The organism is Saccharopolyspora aridisoli (assembly GCF_004348445.1).
GTDB lineage: Bacteria > Actinomycetota > Actinomycetes > Mycobacteriales > Pseudonocardiaceae > Saccharopolyspora > Saccharopolyspora aridisoli.
The window spans coordinates 47,149-63,972 of sequence record NZ_SMKV01000012.1; the positions used below are offsets into that span (position 1 = coordinate 47,149).

The 16,824-nt window shown below is 69.4% G+C and carries 15 protein-coding genes; 5 read left to right on the plus strand and 10 right to left on the minus strand.

What is annotated here, in order from left to right; all coding sequences use genetic code 11:
• Positions 1–76: 76 nt before the first annotated feature.
• From E1161_RS11965 to E1161_RS11985, 5 genes are all read right to left on the minus strand, one after another.
• Positions 77–451, minus strand: a complete 375-nt coding sequence (locus tag E1161_RS11965; protein WP_207920197.1) for a cytidine deaminase — start codon at positions 449–451, stop codon at positions 77–79.
• The gene (locus E1161_RS11970; RefSeq protein WP_132622660.1) at positions 451–1,716 is read right to left on the minus strand and encodes an ABC transporter permease; all 1,266 of its coding nucleotides are present in this window, start codon (positions 1,714–1,716) and stop codon (positions 451–453) included. Before E1161_RS11970 ends, E1161_RS11965 begins: the two co-directional genes overlap by 1 nt.
• Complete coding sequence (locus E1161_RS11975; protein WP_132622662.1) at positions 1,713–2,804, minus strand: ABC transporter permease; 1,092 nt, start codon at positions 2,802–2,804, stop codon at positions 1,713–1,715. Before E1161_RS11975 ends, E1161_RS11970 begins: the two co-directional genes overlap by 4 nt.
• Complete coding sequence (locus tag E1161_RS11980; RefSeq protein ID WP_132622664.1) at positions 2,801–4,333, minus strand: ABC transporter ATP-binding protein; 1,533 nt, start codon at positions 4,331–4,333, stop codon at positions 2,801–2,803. Before E1161_RS11980 ends, E1161_RS11975 begins: the two co-directional genes overlap by 4 nt.
• Before the next feature lie 191 nt (positions 4,334–4,524).
• On the minus strand, positions 4,525–5,703 hold the full coding sequence (locus E1161_RS11985; protein WP_165939761.1) for a BMP family lipoprotein: 1,179 nt from the start codon (positions 5,701–5,703) through the stop codon (positions 4,525–4,527).
• A 427-nt stretch (positions 5,704–6,130) separates the two neighbouring features.
• Here E1161_RS11985 and sdhC point away from each other — a divergent pair, with 427 nt between their 5' ends.
• From sdhC to E1161_RS12005, 4 genes are all read left to right on the plus strand, one after another.
• Positions 6,131–6,565 carry a succinate dehydrogenase, cytochrome b556 subunit gene (gene sdhC, locus E1161_RS11990; protein ID WP_132622666.1) on the plus strand — a complete coding sequence of 145 codons (435 nt, stop codon included), beginning with the start codon at positions 6,131–6,133 and terminating at the stop codon, positions 6,563–6,565.
• A gap of 4 nt (positions 6,566–6,569) precedes the next feature.
• Positions 6,570–6,989: a succinate dehydrogenase hydrophobic membrane anchor subunit gene (locus E1161_RS11995; RefSeq protein WP_132622668.1), complete on the plus strand. Its 420-nt coding sequence runs from the start codon at positions 6,570–6,572 to the stop codon at positions 6,987–6,989.
• A gap of 70 nt (positions 6,990–7,059) precedes the next feature.
• A complete protein-coding gene (gene sdhA / locus E1161_RS12000) occupies positions 7,060–8,850 on the plus strand; it encodes a succinate dehydrogenase flavoprotein subunit (RefSeq protein WP_132622670.1) in 1,791 nt (596 codons plus the stop codon).
• Positions 8,850–9,650, plus strand: a complete 801-nt coding sequence (locus E1161_RS12005) for a succinate dehydrogenase iron-sulfur subunit (protein ID WP_132622672.1) — start codon at positions 8,850–8,852, stop codon at positions 9,648–9,650. The genes sdhA and E1161_RS12005 overlap by 1 nt, the downstream gene beginning before the upstream one ends.
• A gap of 82 nt (positions 9,651–9,732) precedes the next feature.
• On the opposite strand, the gene E1161_RS12010 is transcribed toward E1161_RS12005, so the two are convergent.
• The gene (locus tag E1161_RS12010) at positions 9,733–9,960 is read right to left on the minus strand and encodes an SCO4848 family membrane protein (RefSeq protein WP_132622674.1); all 228 of its coding nucleotides are present in this window, start codon (positions 9,958–9,960) and stop codon (positions 9,733–9,735) included.
• Positions 9,961–10,053: 93 nt separating this feature from the next.
• Between E1161_RS12010 and E1161_RS12015 the strand changes: the two genes are divergently transcribed.
• Entirely contained in the window at positions 10,054–11,337 is a 1,284-nt protein-coding gene (locus tag E1161_RS12015) for a D-alanyl-D-alanine carboxypeptidase family protein (protein ID WP_207920198.1), read from the plus strand.
• Positions 11,338–11,372: 35 nt separating this feature from the next.
• Here the strand turns inward: E1161_RS12015 and yhjD are convergent, their stop codons facing one another.
• The 4 genes from yhjD to E1161_RS12035 form a co-directional block, all read right to left on the minus strand.
• Entirely contained in the window at positions 11,373–12,407 is a 1,035-nt protein-coding gene (gene yhjD, locus E1161_RS12020) for an inner membrane protein YhjD (RefSeq protein WP_132622676.1), read from the minus strand.
• 62 nt (positions 12,408–12,469) lie between these two features.
• Positions 12,470–13,513, minus strand: coding sequence for a tryptophan--tRNA ligase (gene trpS, locus E1161_RS12025; RefSeq protein ID WP_132622678.1), 1,044 nt, complete (start codon positions 13,511–13,513; stop codon positions 12,470–12,472).
• 43 nt (positions 13,514–13,556) lie between these two features.
• Positions 13,557–13,748, minus strand: coding sequence for a hypothetical protein (locus tag E1161_RS12030; protein ID WP_235874964.1), 192 nt, complete (start codon positions 13,746–13,748; stop codon positions 13,557–13,559).
• A 318-nt stretch (positions 13,749–14,066) separates the two neighbouring features.
• The gene (locus E1161_RS12035) at positions 14,067–16,652 is read right to left on the minus strand and encodes a bifunctional FO biosynthesis protein CofGH (RefSeq protein WP_132622682.1); all 2,586 of its coding nucleotides are present in this window, start codon (positions 16,650–16,652) and stop codon (positions 14,067–14,069) included.
• Positions 16,653–16,824: the final 172 nt, after the last annotated feature.

A 16,824-nucleotide genomic window follows, 5' to 3' on the forward strand; every position in this document is an offset into this window, starting at 1 on the left:
CTCCCGGCCGAATGCACCTCAGCGGTCTTCACCCCCGCGCAGGGGCGGTTCGCGGGCCGAGGAGCGGCTGCGGGGGTCACAGTTCGAACGCGTCAGGGAGGACCTCGCTCATCGGCAGGACGCCGCGCGGGGTGTCGACCAGGCAGTCGGAGCCGCCGATCTCCTGCAGGACCTGGCGGCAGCGGCCGCAGGGCATGAGCAGGTCCCCGGTGCCGCTGCGGCAGGCGACGGCGACGAACCGGCCGCCGCCGGTCAAGTGCAGCTGGCCGGCCATCGTGCACTCGGCGCACAACGTCACGCCGTAGGAGCCGTTCTCGACGTTGCAGCCGGTCACCACGCGTCCGTCGTCGCAGAGCGCCGCCGCACCGACCTGCAGCCCGGAGTACGGGCAGTAGGCCAGCGCGGCGGCCTCGACGGCCTTGGCGCGCAGGAACTCCCAGTCAACGTCCATCACTGGCCGGCACCCCTCCGGTATTGCAGCCCGTTCGCCGCGGGTGGTCGCAGCTGCTGCGCGGTCACGCCCAGCACGACCAGCGTGACCAGGTGCGGGGTGTAGGCGGTGAGCTCCTCGGGCAGCTCGTCGGTGAACCAGTAGACCGAGTACATCACCGCGGCCGCCACCAGCGAGAGCCCTGCGGCGAACCCGTTGCGCCGCCAGGTCTGCAGGGCCGCGACCACCACGAGCAGCAGCGCGGCCCCGTAGAACAGGGCGTGCACGCTGGTCTCGCCGCTGCGCAGCTGGAGGCCGTCGGAGTAGCCGAACAGCCCGGCACCGCCGAGCAGGCCGCCCGGACGCCAGTTGCCGAAGATCATGGCGGCGAGGCCGATGTAGCCGCGGTTGTTGGTCTGCCCTTCGAGGTAACCGGCCTGGCCCGGGTTGAGGATCAGGGCCGCGCCACCGATCCCCGCGAGCGAACCGGAGATGATCACCGCGATGTACTTGTACCGGTAGACGTTCACGCCCAGGGATTCGGCGGCCACGGGGTTCTCACCGCAAGACCGCAGCCGGAGCCCGAACGGCGAGCACCACAGGACCAGGTAGCTCGCGGGGACCAGCAGGTAGGCCAGCATCGTCAGCGGCGAGACGCCCGAGACGAGACCACCGAGGATGCCCGCGACGTCGGAGATCCCGGCCCGCTGCAGGTCTTCCAACTGCTGGAGCCAGCCGGCGAGGGGCTGCATCGAGTAGGTGTCGAACTTCGGCACCGGCGGCGACTGCCTCGGGTTCTGCGAGATCGGTTCGAAGATCAGCGTGGACAGGTACTTCGCCGCACCGGCTCCGAGCAGGTTGATCGCCACACCGGAGACGATGTGGTTCACGCCGAAGGACACCGTGGCGATCGCGTGCAGCAATCCGCCGAACCCGCCGAACACGGCCGCCGCGACCAGACCCGCCAGCGGGCCCCACTGGTACCCGGCCCAAGCACCGCCCCAGGTGCCCATGATCATCATGCCTTCGAGACCGATGTTGATCACGCCTGCTCGTTCCGCCCACAGGCCGCCGAGCGCGGCCAGCAGGATCGGGATGCCCAGGCGCACAGCGGCCTGCACGGTGCCCGAACCGGTCAGCTGCGGCACTCCGGTCTGGTAGGAGGTGATCGCCAGCGCCACGAACCCGACCCCGACCCCGACCCACAGCAGCACCCGCGCCCAGCCGGGCATGTTCCTCCCGGCGCGACGCGCGGAAGGGGTCCTCCCCGCCACCACGGCGGTCATGCCCGCTCACCTCCGCTCGCCTCGACCGCCGGTTCGGCGGTGTCCATGGCCTTGCCAACCCGCCGCTGCTCAGCGGCCAGTTCGCGGCGGCGCACCAGCTCGTAGGCGACCACCACCGCCAGCACGATCGTTGCCTGCAGGATGGTCACGATCTCCTTCGGAACGCCGATGTTGTCCAGCGTCAGCGAGCTCTTGTCCAGGAAGGACCACAGCAGCGCGCCGAACGCGACGCCGAGCGGGTGGTTGCGGCCCAGCAGCGCGATGGCCAGGCCGGCGAAGCCGTAGCCGGTCGGGAAGTTGACGGTGAAGGTGTGGTCGCGACCGAGGATCTCCGGCAGCCCGGCCAGGCCCGCGATGGCTCCGGAGATGAGCATCGCGGTCAGGATCATGCGCTTGGGGTTCACCCCGCCCGCGCGGGCCGCCGTCGGTGACAGCCCCGAAGCGCGCAGCTCGAAGCCGTAGCGCGTGCGGTCGATGAGCAGCGCGTACCCGATGCCGACCAGCACCGCCAGCAGCACCAGGCCGAAAACCGTGCCCGCACCGCCCAGTCGGATGCCGGGCACCAGGCCGCTGTCCGCGATGATCGCGGTGCCCTGGCTGTTGCCGCGCATCTCGCCGAAGACCCGCACCAGGAAGGCGATCAGCCCGATGGACAGGGTGTTGAGCATGATCGTGGAGATCACCTCGGACACCCCGCGGTAGACCTTGAGCAGCGCGGCGATCCCGCACCACGCGGCACCGGTGACCGCACCGACCACCACGACCAGCGCGGCGTGCAGACCGAACGGCAGGCTCACCGCGCCGGCCACGATCGCGGCGACGCACGCGGCGAGCCGGCACTGGCCCTCGATGCCGATGTTGAGCAGGTTCATCTGGAACCCGATCGCAGCGGCGATCGCGACCAGGTAGTACGCGCCCGCGGTGTTGATGATGTCCACGGCGGTCGTGCCACGACCGACCTGGGCGACCATCTCCAGCAACGTCGCGATCGGATCGGCCCCGGAGATCAGCAGCACCGCACTGCACAGCACCGCGGAGAAGACGATCGCCAAGGCCGGCGGTAGCAACCGGGCCCGCCAGGTGTTCAAACCGCCTCCTGCGTCCCCGTCATGGCCGCCCCCAGTTGCTCCGGGGTCACCGAGCGCGGGTCCGCGGTGGCGACGAGGCCGCCGCGGAACATGACCCGGATGGTGTCGGACAGTCCGATGAGTTCGTCCAGGTCGGCCGAGATCAGCAGCACCGCGAGCCCTTCGGCCCGAGCGTTGCGCAGGTGCTCCCAGATGCCCGCCTGCGCGCCGACGTCCACGCCCCGCGTGGGGTGCGCGGCGATGAGCAGCTTCGGGTCGCCGGAGAGCTCCCGACCGATGATGAGCTTCTGCTGGTTGCCCCCGGAGAGCGCGGCGGCGTCGACGTCGATGCCGGGGGTGCGCACGTCGAACTGCTCGACGATGCGACGGGTGTCGTCCTTCGCGCCACGCCGGTCCAGCCACCGGCCCCGGGCGACCGGGCGTCGCGTCTGGTGGCCGAGGACGCGGTTCTGCCAGAGCGATTCGTCCAGCAGCAAGCCCTGCCGGTGCCGGTCCTCGGGCACGTAACCGATGCCGGCCTCGCGGCGGGCGAGGGTGCCCAGCGCGGTCATGTCCTGGTCGCCCAGCTTGACCTGGCCGGAGGTGACCAGGCGCATGCCCATGATGGCCTCGACGAGCTCGGTCTGGCCGTTGCCCTCGACCCCGGCGATGCCCACGATCTCGCCCGCGCGCACCACCAGGTCGATGCCGTCGAGCACCGGTCGGTCCGCCTCCGCGGCCGAAAGCCCCGACACCGTCAGCACTCGGCGATCGGTCACTGTGGACGGTCCGTGCCTGGGAACGGGGAGTTCGCTGCCGACCATCATCTCGGCCAGCTCGCGGGTGGTCACCTCGGACGCTGCGACCGTGCCGACCGTGGTGCCGCGCCGCAGCACCGTGACGGTGTCGGCGATGCTGCGCACCTCGTCGAGCTTGTGCGAGATGAACAGGAACGTGAAGCCCTGCTCCCGCATGGTGCGCAGGGTCGTGAACAGCTCGACGACCTCCTGCGGCACCAGCACCGCCGTGGGCTCGTCGAGGACGATGATCCGCGCGCCGCGGTAGAGGACCTTGAGGATCTCCACGCGCTGCCGGTCGGCGACGCCGAGGCGTTCGACCAGCACGTCCAGCCGCAGCTCGAAACCAGCCTGCTCGGCCAGCTCCAGCACCCGGCGGCGCGCCCAGCCGCCGATGCCGTGGGCGCCCTCGGCGCCGAGCACGATGTTCTCCAGGACGGTCAGGTTGTCGGCCAGCATGAAGTGCTGGTGGACCATGCCGATCCCCGACTTGATGGCGTCGGCCGGGGTGCGGAAGGCGATCTCCTCGCCCCGCAACCGGATGGTTCCCGAGTCCGGCGCCTGCATCCCGTAGAGGATCTTCATCAGGGTGGACTTGCCCGCACCGTTCTCACCGCACAGCGCGTGCACCTCGCCCGCGCGGACGGTGAGGTTGACGTCGGAGTTGGCCACGACGCCGGGAAATGTCTTGGTGATGCCGGTCAGCTCAACGGCCGGTGGGCCGTCGGACACCGGATCGGCAGAGGTGTTCATGGTGCTCCAGGGATCGTCCCCACCGGCAGCGAACGAGGTGGGCGCTCAACGATGGACGGTTCCGGTCCACGACCGGCCATCTTGGCGCGAAACCGCCACACCTCGCGGGCGAAACGAGGGAGGGCACCTCCCCAGCGGTGAGGGCGAGGTGCCCTTCCTCCATCACTTCTCAGTCCGGAGGCCTGCCGCGATCAGGGCTTGTCCGGGACCTGGATCTGGCCACTCGCGATCGCGGTCCTGTAGGCATCCAGAGTGGTCTTGAGGTCATCGATCTTGCCGCCCGAGGTGGAGTAGGTGACCCCGTCGATGGCGACGTCGAACTTCTTCGGCACCGTGCTCAGGTCGTTGCGGGCGACGGCGGCGATGTAGTCGTGGACCGCCAGGTCGATGCGCTTGAGCATCGAGCTGATGATGACGTCCTTGTACTCGGCCACGGTGGGCTGGTTGTACTGGTCGGAGTCGACCCCGATGGCCTGCGCGCCCGCGCCCTCGACCGCGCCGAACACGCCCTTACCGGAGGCACCCGCCGCGTGGTAGATCACGTCGGCGCCCGCTTCCAGCTGACCGGTGGCGACCTCGGAGCCCTTGTTCGGGTCCTGGAAGCCGCTGAAGTCACCGGCCGGGGTCAAGTACTCCGCCTCGATCTTGATGTCCGGGGCGGCCGCCTTCGCGCCCGCCTCGAAACCGGCCTCGAACTTCTGGATCAGCGGCGTCTGCACGCCACCGACGAACCCGATGTGGCAGTTCTTCGACTTGTGCGCGGCCACCACGCCCGCCAGGAAGGAGCCCTGCTCCTCGGCGAAGACCAGCGAGGTGACGTTCGGCACACCGTCGATCTGCTCGTCGATGATGGCGAACTCGGTGCCGGGGAACTCCGGCGCGACGAGCTTGAGCGCGTCGGCGTAGGCGTAGCCGACCGCGATGACCGGGTTGAAGCCCTCGCGCGCGAGCTGGCGCAGCCGGGTCTGCTTGGCGTCCTCGGGCTCACCCGCTCCCGCGTCGAGCTCCTTGGACCCGCCCAGGCCCATGTTTGCCTTGGCCCGGTCCAGCCCCGCGACCGAGGCGTCGTTGAACGAGGCGTCCCCGCGCCCGCCGATGTCGAAAGCCACCCCGACCCGCATCGCACTCGCGTCCGGCGGCGGCACCTGCTCGGTCGCCGTCGCGCTCGTCGGCGCCGCGGGGGCTCCAGCGGGCGGCGCGCTCAGCCGGCACGGCCCGTTCGCGCCACCGGCGTTGCTCCCACCACCACCGGTGTCCTTCGCGCAGCCCGCCAGCGCCATGGCGCCCGTGAGCAGCAGCGCGACCGCAGCAACGCTCCTGGGCCGTTTTCCGGCACCCGAGCGCCGTCCTGAAGTCGGCGTTCGCCGCATGCCGTTCCCCTTTCGTTCGAGGCCACCGCGCTCCCGGCCGCGCCCCCGGATCAACGGGGCTCGCGGCGCCGAGCGAAGAACCACTCCCGTGCATCAGCGCGCTCCGTGCGCGGTGCACGTCAGCCGGTGACGTGACTCTCGAAATTAAGGCTTGACGCTGCCGCTCGTGCGTTGCTCACGCGTCACGAAATGATTTCTTGCTCGATTAACCGGCGCTTGCGGCTTGTCTGGTCGATCACAGACGGCTCGGGCGAGTAGGCCGGGGCAATTAGTCGGGTCTAGCATCGATTTCGTCAAGGCCCCAGTTCGTGGCCGGTGACGGGCGTGCACCCAACATCGTTTGGGACCAACTGCAACTCGGGGCCGGCCGCCCCTGTTCCCGGACGCGGGGCCGCCAGTCCACCAGCGAGGTTGGAGGCCTTCCACCATGGCCAGCACCACCGCCTCCGCGGCCGACGCACCGGCGCACGCCAAAACCGTGCGCGCCAAGGGGCGCCTCTACCGCGGCGATCTGGGCATGTGGTCGTGGGTCGCCCACCGGATCACGGGCGTACTCACCTTCTTCTTCTTGTTCGTGCACGTCCTGGACACCGCGCTCGTCCGGGTGTCGCCGAACGCGTACGACACGGTCATCGAGACCTACAAGCACCCAGTGATGATCCTCTTCGAACTCGGGTTGCTGGCCGCGGTGCTCTTCCACGCGTTCAACGGCATCCGAGTCATGCTGGTCGACTTCTGGTCCCAGGGCACGAAGTACCAGAAGCCCATGCTCTGGACCGTGCTCGCGCTCTGGCTGGTCCTGATGGTTCCGGCCGCGATCAGCATGCTCACCCGCGCCGTCACGGAAATCTTCGGGGGTTAAGCGAATGTCCGCCACCGACGCACCTCTCGCCGTGGAGAAGCCGCGCACCCCGAGCCGGCCCGCAGCGCGCCGCAACAACTTCGAGCTCTACGCCTGGTTGTTCATGCGCCTGTCCGGCGTGGTCCTGCTGTTCCTCGTGCTGGGCCACCTGCTGATCATGCTGTTCCTGGACGGCGGCGTCCACAAGATCAACTTCGCCTTCGTGGCGGGTCGCTGGGCCTCCCCGTTCTGGCAGTTCTGGGACCTGACGATGCTGTGGCTGGCCGGTCTGCACGGCGGCAACGGCCTTCGTACCGTCATCAACGACTACTCCCGCAAAGACGGCACACGCTTCTGGCTGAAGATGCTGCTGTACGTCTCCGTCCTGCTGACCGTGGGTCTGGGCAGCTTCGTGATCTTCACCTTCGACCCGAACATCGGCTAGCGCCGCAGAGACCACAGCGTGGCGAGGCCGAGGCCGATCGCGGGTCACGCCACAGCCCGAGGAGGCGACCATGCAATTCCACAAGTACGACGTGGTCATCGTCGGCGCCGGTGGCGCCGGGATGCGCGCGGCGATCGAGTCCGGCCAGCGCGCCCGGACCGCCGTGCTGACCAAGCTCTACCCCACCCGCTCGCACACCGGTGCGGCGCAGGGCGGGATGTGCGCGGCGTTGGCCAACGTCGAAGAGGACAACTGGGAGTGGCACACCTTCGACACGATCAAGGGTGGTGACTACCTGGTCGACCAGGACGCCGCCGAGATCATGGCGAAGGAGGCCATCGACGCGGTCCTGGACCTCGAGAAGATGGGTCTGCCGTTCAACCGGACCCCCGAGGGCAAGATCGACCAGCGCCGCTTCGGCGGCCACACCCGCGACCACGGCAAGGCCCCGGTCCGCCGGGCCTGCTACGCCGCGGACCGCACCGGTCACATGATCCTGCAGACGCTGTACCAGAACTGCGTCAAGCACGGCGTGGAGTTCTACAACGAGTTCTACGTCCTCGACGTGATGATGAGCGAGGGCGCGGACGGCGAGCAGGTCTGCACCGGCGCCATCGCCTACGAGCTGGCCACCGGCGAGATCCACGTCTTCCAGGCCAAGGCCGTCGTGTTCGCCACCGGCGGGTTCGGCAAGGTCTTCAAGACGACCTCCAACGCCCACACCCTCACCGGTGACGGCATGGGCATCGTCTACCGCAAGGGCCTGCCGCTGGAGGACATGGAGTTCTACCAGTTCCACCCGACCGGCCTGGCCGGCCTGGGCATCCTCATCACCGAGGGCGTGCGCGGTGAGGGCGGCATCCTCCGCAACGTCGACGGCGAGCGCTTCATGGAGCGCTACGCGCCGACGATCAAGGACCTCGCCCCTCGCGACATCGTCGCCCGGTCGATGGCCCTGGAGGTGCTGGAAGGTCGCGGTGCGGGTCCGAACAAGGACTACGTGCTCCTCGACGTCACCCACCTCGGTGAAGACCTGCTGATGTCCAAGCTCCCGGACATCATGGAGTTCTCCCGCACCTACCTGGGCGTGGAGCCGACCGAAGAGCCGGTGCCGGTCTACCCGACCGCCCACTACGCCATGGGCGGCATCCCCACGAACGTGCAGGGCGAGGTGCTGCGCGACAACGAGACCGTGGTCCCCGGCCTCTACGCAGCCGGTGAGTGCGCCTGCGTGTCGGTGCACGGCTCCAACCGCCTGGGCACCAACTCGCTGCTGGACATCAACGTGTTCGGCCGCCGCTCCGGCATCGCCGCCGCCGAGTACGCCCACGGCCACGAGTTCGTGGAGATCCCGGACGACCCGGCCAAGCTGGTCGAGGGCATGGTCGACCACCTGCGCACCGCCAGCGGCGGCGAACGGGTCGCCACCATCCGCACCGAACTGCAGCAGACGATGGACGCCAACGCGTCGGTGTACCGCACCGAGGAGACGCTGAAGACGGCGCTGTCGGACGTGCAGGCGCTCAAGGAGCGCTACGGCCGGATCGCTGTCCACGACAAGGGCAAGCGGTACAACTCCGACCTGCTGGAGGCCATCGAGCTGGGCTTCCTGCTCGACCTGGCCGAGGCCCTGGTCAACGCGGCGCTGGCCCGCAAGGAGTCCCGCGGCGGCCACGCCCGCGAGGACTACACCTCCCGGGACGACACCAACTTCATGCGGCACAGCATGCAGTACAAGGTGCTGCCCGAGTCCGAAGATCCGAACGCGCCGCTCGGGTTGACCGGGTTCCAGGCCGACATCCGCCTGGACTACAAGCCGGTCACCGTCACCCGGTACCAGCCGATGGAGCGTAAGTACTGATGACTGCCGCCACCACGCACAACAACGAGGACCAGCTCCCTGCGTCTGATCTCCCGGCAGACGCCCCGCCGATCCCGGACGACGCGGTGATGGTCACCGTGAAGCTGCTCCGCTACAACCCGGAGCAGGACGACGAACCGCACTGGGAGTCCTACCGGATCCCGACGCTGCCGTCGGACCGCGTGCTCAACCTGCTGCACTACATCAAGTGGTACGTCGACGGAACGCTCACGTTCCGCCGGTCGTGCGCGCACGGCGTGTGCGGCTCGGACGCGATGCGGATCAACGGCGTCAACCGGCTCGCCTGCAAGGTCCTGATGAAGGACATGCTCACCAAGGACGGCGAGACCACGCTGACCATCGAGCCGATCAAGGGCCTTCCGCTGGAGAAGGACCTGGTCGTCGACATGGACCCGTTCTTCGAGGCCTACCGGGCGGTCCAGCCGTACCTGAAGACCACCGGCAACGAGCCGACCCGCGAGCGGATCCAGTCGGTCGCCGAGCGCGAGCGCTTCGACGACACCACCAAGTGCATCCTGTGCGCGGCGTGCACCACGTCGTGCCCGGTGTACTGGTCGGACGGCAACTACTTCGGCCCGGCCGCGATCGTCAACGCGCACCGGTTCATCTTCGACAGCCGTGACGAGGCCGCTGAGGAGCGCCTGGACATCCTCAACGACGTCGACGGCGTGTGGCGCTGCCGCACGACCTTCAACTGCACGGACGCCTGCCCGCGTGGCATCCAGGTCACGAAGGCGATCCAGGAGGTCAAGCGCGCGCTGATGTTCCGGCGCCGCTGAGCCGCTCTTCGATCGTGACGACGGCGCCCACCTCGCGGGGTGGGTGCCGTCGCTCACGTTCGGGGGACCGCGTTCGCGCTGTTCAAGATCGCGTGGCTCGGTAGGCCTTCCAGCCGAGGACTCCGATGGTGGTTCCCAGGACGAGGGAGACCACGGCGATGACCAGGTGGACGAGCAGGTAGGCCGTGGGGCTGCCCTGCGCCCAGGAGCGGTCGCTGTTCCAGATGTTGCGCATGAACGTGGGCCACAGCAGGTAGGACCAGACCCCGAATGCCAGCAGGAAGAGCGCAACTCGGCGAGAAATCGTCACGAGGTCGAGTATCCGCTGTTACCGGGCTCACCCGATGGCCCGGTCCGGCTACTCCGGCAACGTTCATGGACGTGACCCGTTAACCTCTCACGTGTGCTTCCGCGTCCTCATCGTTCGACGAAATCCCGTGCGAAACAGCCGTTTTGGTCGGTTTCCGCTGCGCTGCTCGTCGCCATCCCGCTGCTGACCACCGCGCCCGCCGCAGCGCAGGCGCCCGCCTGCCCCAACGCCGAAGCACCACCACCCGCCGTCGACACCTCCGAGGTCCCCGCGCCCGGACAGCCCGCACCGACCCCGGTCCCGGTGCCGGAGACCCCGGTGGGTGGTGACCGGCTGGCCGACTGCGTGCTGCTGAGCGCGCCGAACCAGCCCGGCCCGCCGCCGGAGGTCGCTGCCTCCGCCGCCGGCTGGGTGCTGGCAGACCTCGACTCCGGCGAGATCCTCGCGGCCAAGGACGCGCACGCCCGGCAACGCCCAGCCTCCACCATCAAGGTGCTCACCGCGCTGACCGCGCTCCGCGAGCTCCGGCTCGACGACACCCTGGTCGCCACCCAGGAGGACGCCAACCAGGAGGGCACCCGCATCGGCCTGCTGCCCGGGATGACCTACAGCGTCGGGCAGGTCTTCCAAGCGATGCTGATGGGCTCCGGCAACGACGCCGCGCACGCGCTGGCGATGAAGATGGGCGGCGTACCGGCGACCCTGGAGAAGATGAACGCCCTGGCCGCCGAGATCGGCGCCCTGGACACCCGCGCGGCGACCCCGTCCGGCCTGGACGGTCCCGGCATGAGCACCTCCGCCTACGACCTGGCCACGATCTTCCGTGTCGCGATGCGCGAACCCGCCTTCGCCAACGCCATCGCCACCCCGATGATGTTCCTGCCAGGAGCTCCCGGACAGCCGCCGTTCGAGCTGTGGAGCGACAACCAGGTGCTGCGCAAGTACCCCGGTGGTCTGGGCGGCAAGACCGGGTTCACCGACGACGCGCGGCACACCTTCATCGGCTCCGCGCAGCGCGACGGGCGCCGCCTGGTGGCGGTGATGGTGCGCGGCGAGAACCAACCGGTGCGGCTGTCGCACCAGACGATGGCGATGCTCGACTACGGCTTCTCGTTGCCCAGGGGGACCTCGGTCGGCGAGCTCGTGACGACCTCACCGCGCGCCCCAGAGGCGGCCCCGGCCGCGCGGGCCGACGTGCCACCACCCGCCTCGGTCGGTGTCAGCCAGTCGTCGTCCTTCGGCAGCGTCACCGGACTGCTGTTCCTGCTCGCGGTCGCCCTCGTCGCGGTCGCCGTCGCGGTGCTCCTCCGCAGGCGCAGGGCCCAGCTCGCCCAAGCCCGCCGCCAGGCCTCGGCGGAAAGCGCAGAACACCCCTGAGAGCAGATGCCGGCCTCGCAGGCCCATGAGGCCGGTCAGGAGTTGCGTCGGGACCTGGTCGGCTTGCGGAGCAGCCAGCCGGCCACGGCTCCGGCGCCGATCATGCCCGCTGCTGTGCGGGCGCCGGCGCCCCTGCGGACCCGCACGGCGGGGCGGATGACCGCCGGACCCGGGGCTTCGACCGGATCCGGCTTCGAGTTCTCCGAAGCCGTGGCGGTCCACGCGGTGGCGAAGAGGATGAAGCGCGACAGCAGGTTCGCGAACACCAGCAGGCCCAGGATCGGGCCGAACGCGGCACCGGCCGGCGAGTTCGTGACGGTGTTCAGGTAGATCACGCCGACCTGCTTGAGGACCTCGAAGCCCAGAGCGCCGAACAACGCGCCCCAGACGGCGCTGCGCAGGGACACCGGGCTGCGCGGCAGCCGCGCGAGCACCCACACGAACACGAGCCACCCGGCCAGCAGCGACAGCAGGATCGACAGCACCCGCAGCACGACTCCCGCGATGACGCTGCGCTCGAACCCGGCGGCTTCCAGCAGCAGCCGTCCGACACCGCCGCCCAACGCGCTGATGCCGAACGACAGCGCCATCGCCAGGCCGAGGCCCAGCAGAGAGACCAGGTCCGCGGCCATCCTCTTGAGCATCGGCTGCGGTGTCGGGATCTGCGTCCACTGCGCGGTCAGCGCCTCGCGCAGGTTCGTCATCCAGCCCAGCCCCGAGTACAGGGCGGTGAGAAGACCGATGATCCCGACCGCTCCGGCCTGCTCGATGGCCTGGTCGACCACCCGGTTGAGCATGTCGCTCATCGCCGGGCTCGGGACCGTCGTGGTGATCGAGTTCCTCAGGTTCGCCAGCAGCTCGGGGTTCCCGCTCAGCAAGAAACCGGCCACCGCGAACGCGATCATCAGCAGCGGCACCAGCGCCAGCACGCTGAAGTAGGTGATCGCGGCGGCGTAGTAGTCGCCGTACTGCTGCTGGTACCGGCCGAAGGCCCGGACCAGCCGGTCGAGCCATCCGTGCCGCTGTCGCAACCGGGCCAGGCGGCCCGGTTGCTCCTGCTGCCCCGCCATGGTGCGCCTCCCACCGAACGGCTACCCGCCGAACGGTGGCAGGCTACCCGCAGTTGATCACATCAGCGCAGCGGAGGAAGGAATCCCACTCGTTCGAACACGGTCCGCAGCGTCTGCGAGGAGACCTCGCGGGCCTTCTCCGCTCCCCGGTGCAGGACCTTGTCCAGCTCGGCCGGGTCGTCGAGGTAGGCGTTGACCTTCTCCTGCAGCGGCGTCACGAACTCGACCACGACCTCGCCGAGCTCCTTCTTCAGGTCGCCGTACCCGCGTCCTTCGTAGGAGGTTTCGAGCTCGGCGATGCCCTGACCGGTCAGCGCCGAGTAGATCACCAGCAGGTTGGAGACGCCGGGCTTGTTGTCCACGTCGTACCGGATCTCGCGACCGGTGTCGGTGACCGCGGAGCGGATCTTCTTCGCCGAGCGCTTCGGGTCCTCCATCAGCTCGATCACGCCGCTGGGGACCGACTTGCTCATCTTGGAGGTCGGGTCCTGCAGGTCGTAGATCTTGGCGGTGTCCTTCGGGATGTGGGCCGCCGGGACGGTGAAGGTCTTGCCGAAGCGGGAGTTGAAGCGCTGCGCGAGGTTGCGGGTGAGCTCCAGGTGCTGGCGCTGGTCCTCGCCGACCGGAACGGCGTCGGCCTGGTAGACGAGGATGTCCGCGGCCTGCAGGACCGGGTAGGTGAACAGGCCGACGCTGACGTGGTCGGCCTCCTGGCGGGCGGACTTGTCCTTGAACTGGGTCATCCGGCCGGCCTCGCCGAAACCGGCCATGCACTCCAGGACCCAGGACAGCTGCGCGTGCTCGGGGACGTGGCTCTGCACGAACAGCGCGGAGCGGTCGGGGTCGATGCCGAGGGCGAGCAGCTGCGCCGCGGAGACCCGGGTGCGCTGCCGGAGCAGCTCCGGGTCCTGCTCGACGGTGATCGCGTGCAGGTCGACGACGCTGTAGAAGCACTCGTAGGTCTCCTGCATGGTGACCCATTCCCGCAGGGCGCCGAGGTAGTTGCCGAGGTGGAAGGAGTCGGCGGTCGGCTGGATGCCGGAGAGGACGCGGGGCCGGCCCGCGGACTGTTCGCTGGTCTGGGTTGCGGGGCTGTCGCTGCTCACGCAGCCGATTCTCGCAAGCGCCGCCTCGCGCGCGGGACCGGGCTCACCCCTTGCGCTGGTTCTCCGGCTGGATCTTCTTCTTGCGGAAGACCCCGACGACCATGCCCGCGACGCCGAGCACGACGGCGCTCAGGCCGACCGGTCCGAGCGAGTCCATCGACGGGGCCGCCATCACGGCGACCTCGGACTGGGCTTCGGCGAAGCCCGTGGTGACCGGCATCAGCGTTGCCACCACGGCGCCAGGCGCGGACACTCGCCTGATCACGCGAGATACTCGGCTACGCAAGAGCGTGCCTCCCTGCGGAAGTTGACCCTTGTGGAGGGCCCTCTACTCGTGTGGTCCGGTGGCGGACAGTACCGACCGCCCGTTGCGATCGCGGTTGCCTTGCGTGAAAACCAACCACGACAGGGTGATCATATTTTCCGGACCTGAGCAGTTCTCGCCGGGCGTTGATCAAAAACACCGCAGGTGAGGGGTGGGGCCGACCCCTTGACGACCCCACCTAGCGTCACATGGTGACCTGGATAACACTCAAATGGCGCAGTCAGGCCGTCAAACAGCGGTGACGCCGAGCTGCACCTGACCCACTCGCCCGTATGTCGTAGTGCGTTGCCGCGCGGAGCGTCCCGCGCGGGCGGCCAGCTCGTGCAGTTCCTCCACGCTGCGCTCCGAACCGTGCTCCGATCCGGCCATCCGGCTGATCGTCTCCTCCATCAGCGTGCCGCCGACGTCGTTGGCGCCACCGTTGAGGACCTCGGTCGTCCCGGCGTCACCGAGCTTGACCCACGAGGTCTGCACGTTGTCGATCCGCCCGTGCAGCAGGACCCGGGCCATCGCGTGCACCGCCCGGTTGTCCCGCCGCGTCGGCCCAGGCCGCGCCAGACCCGCCAGGTAGATCGGGGCGTTGCGGTGCACGAACGGCAGCGGCACGAACTCGGTGAACCCGGCCTGACCGTGCTCGCGGGCCCGGTCCTGAACCCCGGCCAGCGTGCGGAAGTGCCCCAGCCAGTGCTCGGGGTGGTCGACGTGGCCGTACATCATCGTCGACGAGGACGGGATGCCCAGCCGGTGCGCCGTGCTGACCACCTCGACCCACTCCGCCGCGGGCAGCTTGCCCTTGGTCAGCACCCAGCGGACCTCGTCGTCGAGGATCTCGGCCGCCGTGCCCGGGATGCTGCCCAGACCGGCCTCCTTGAGCTCGGCCAACCAGTCCTGCACCGAAGCGCCCGCCTTCGCCGAAGCGCTGACGATCTCCATCGGGCTGAACGCGTGCACGTGCATCTCGGGCACCCGCTTCCGCACCGCCCGCACCAGGTCGGCGTAGCCCGACACCGGCAGCCTCGGGTCGATGCCGCCCTGCACGCAGACCTCGGTGGCCCCGGCGCGCCACGCCTCGTCGGCGCGGTCGGCGACTTCCTCCGGCGAGAGCCGGTAGGCGTCGGCGTCCCGCTCGCGCTGGGCGAAGGCGCAGAACCGGCAGCCGACGTAGCAGATGTTCGAAAAGTTGATGTTGCGGTTGACCACGTAGGTGATGTCGTCTCCGACGACCTCGCGCCGCAACCGGTCGGCGATGCCGGCGAGCTCGTCCATCGCCGGCCCCTCGCAGGTCATCAACGCCATCGCGGATTCGTGGTGCTGCTGCTCCAGCAGTGACGCCGGGTCCGATTCGGCACGTCGCAGCCCCTCCTTGACGTCGGCGTCCAGTCGTTCCGGGGCCGCCGCCGTCGGGACCTGGCCGCGCAGTTCGTCCCAGTCGCCGTAGACGGTGTCGAAGTCGGTGCGCCGGTCCTCCGTGCGGCCGTCGGTGTCGATGCTGCGGTGCAGGTCGGTGCGGCCGATCGACTCGAAACCGCCATCCGGCTCCTGCCACTCGCGGCCGGAGATCTCGGCACCCGGATCGGCGAAGCCCTCGGGGTCAGACAGCGCGTCGACGTGCGAGGCGACCCGCAGGTCCAGCCACTGCGTCGAGTCCCCGGCCAGGCCCTTGCGCACGTAGCGCGGGTAGGCGGTGAGCCGCTCGCGCAGCTGGAAACCGGCCCGCCCGGTGAGCCCGGTGAGCTCGTCGATCTGCGGCCACGGGCGTTCCGGGTTGACGTGGTCCGGGGTCACCGGCGACACGCCGCCCCAGTCGTCGATACCGGCGCGCAGCATCAGCAGGTGCTCCTCGCCCACCAGGTTCGGCGGCGCCTGCACGCTCACACCCGAGGGCAGCAGCAGCCGGGCGACGGCGATGGTGGCGGCCAGTTCCTCCAGGTCGGCGTCCGGCATGCCGCGCATCGCGGTGTCCGGCTTGGCCCGGAAGTTCTGCACGATGATTTCCTGGATGTGGCCGTACTGGCGGGCGCTCTGCCGCAGCTCCAGCAGCGATTCGGCCCGCTCGGTGCGGGTTTCGCCGATGCCGATCAGGATGCCGCTGGTGAAGGGAACCGCGACGCGTCCGGCATCGGTGAGCACCCGCTTGCGGACGGCCGGTTCCTTGTCCGGGCTGCCGAAGTGCGGGCCGCCCCTCTCGTTCCAGAGCCGCTCCGAGGTCGTCTCCAGCATCATTCCCATGCTGGCCGCGACCGGCTTGAGCCTGGTCAGCTCCGACCAGGACAGCACTCCCGGGTTCAGGTGCGGCAGCAGACCGGTCTCCTCCAGGACCGCGATCGCGCAGGAGCGGACGTAGTCCACCGTGGAGGAGTAGCCCCGCGCTTCCAGCCACTCGCGGGCGGCCGGCCAGCGCTCCTCCGGGCGGTCCCCCAAGGTGAACAGGGCTTCCTTGCAGCCCGCGGCGGCGCCCTGGCGGGCGATCTCCAGGACCTCGTCGCGTTCCAGGAACGCCGATTCCACCTTGTGCGGGACGGTGGCGAAAGTGCAGTAGTGGCAACGGTCCCGGCACAGCCTGGTCAGCGGGATGAACACGTTGCGGCTGTAGGTGACGACGCCCGGGTGCCCCTCGGCGACCAGGTGCGCGTCGCGCGCCTTACCTGCCGCCGTCAGGAGTTCGTCCAGGTCATCGCCGCGCGCGTGCAGCAGGACCGCGGCTTCGGTGGCGTCGAGCGAGACGCCGTCGGTGGCGCGGCGCAGGGCACGTCGCATCGCCGATGAGCTCGGGGTCCGTTCCGGCGGGGTGATGTTCAAATCTGCAACCGACACCTGACGACTCTAAGTCGGCTCGATGTTGTTGCCCAGCCGTCATCTGCGTGCGCAGTCCCTCACTTTCGGCTACCGATTTACTCCATCGAGCCCTGCCGCCTATATCCGAAAAAGGCGCAAAATCCGGGACGAATATCACTGGGTGAACCATTCTTCGTCTCCAGGGAGGGAC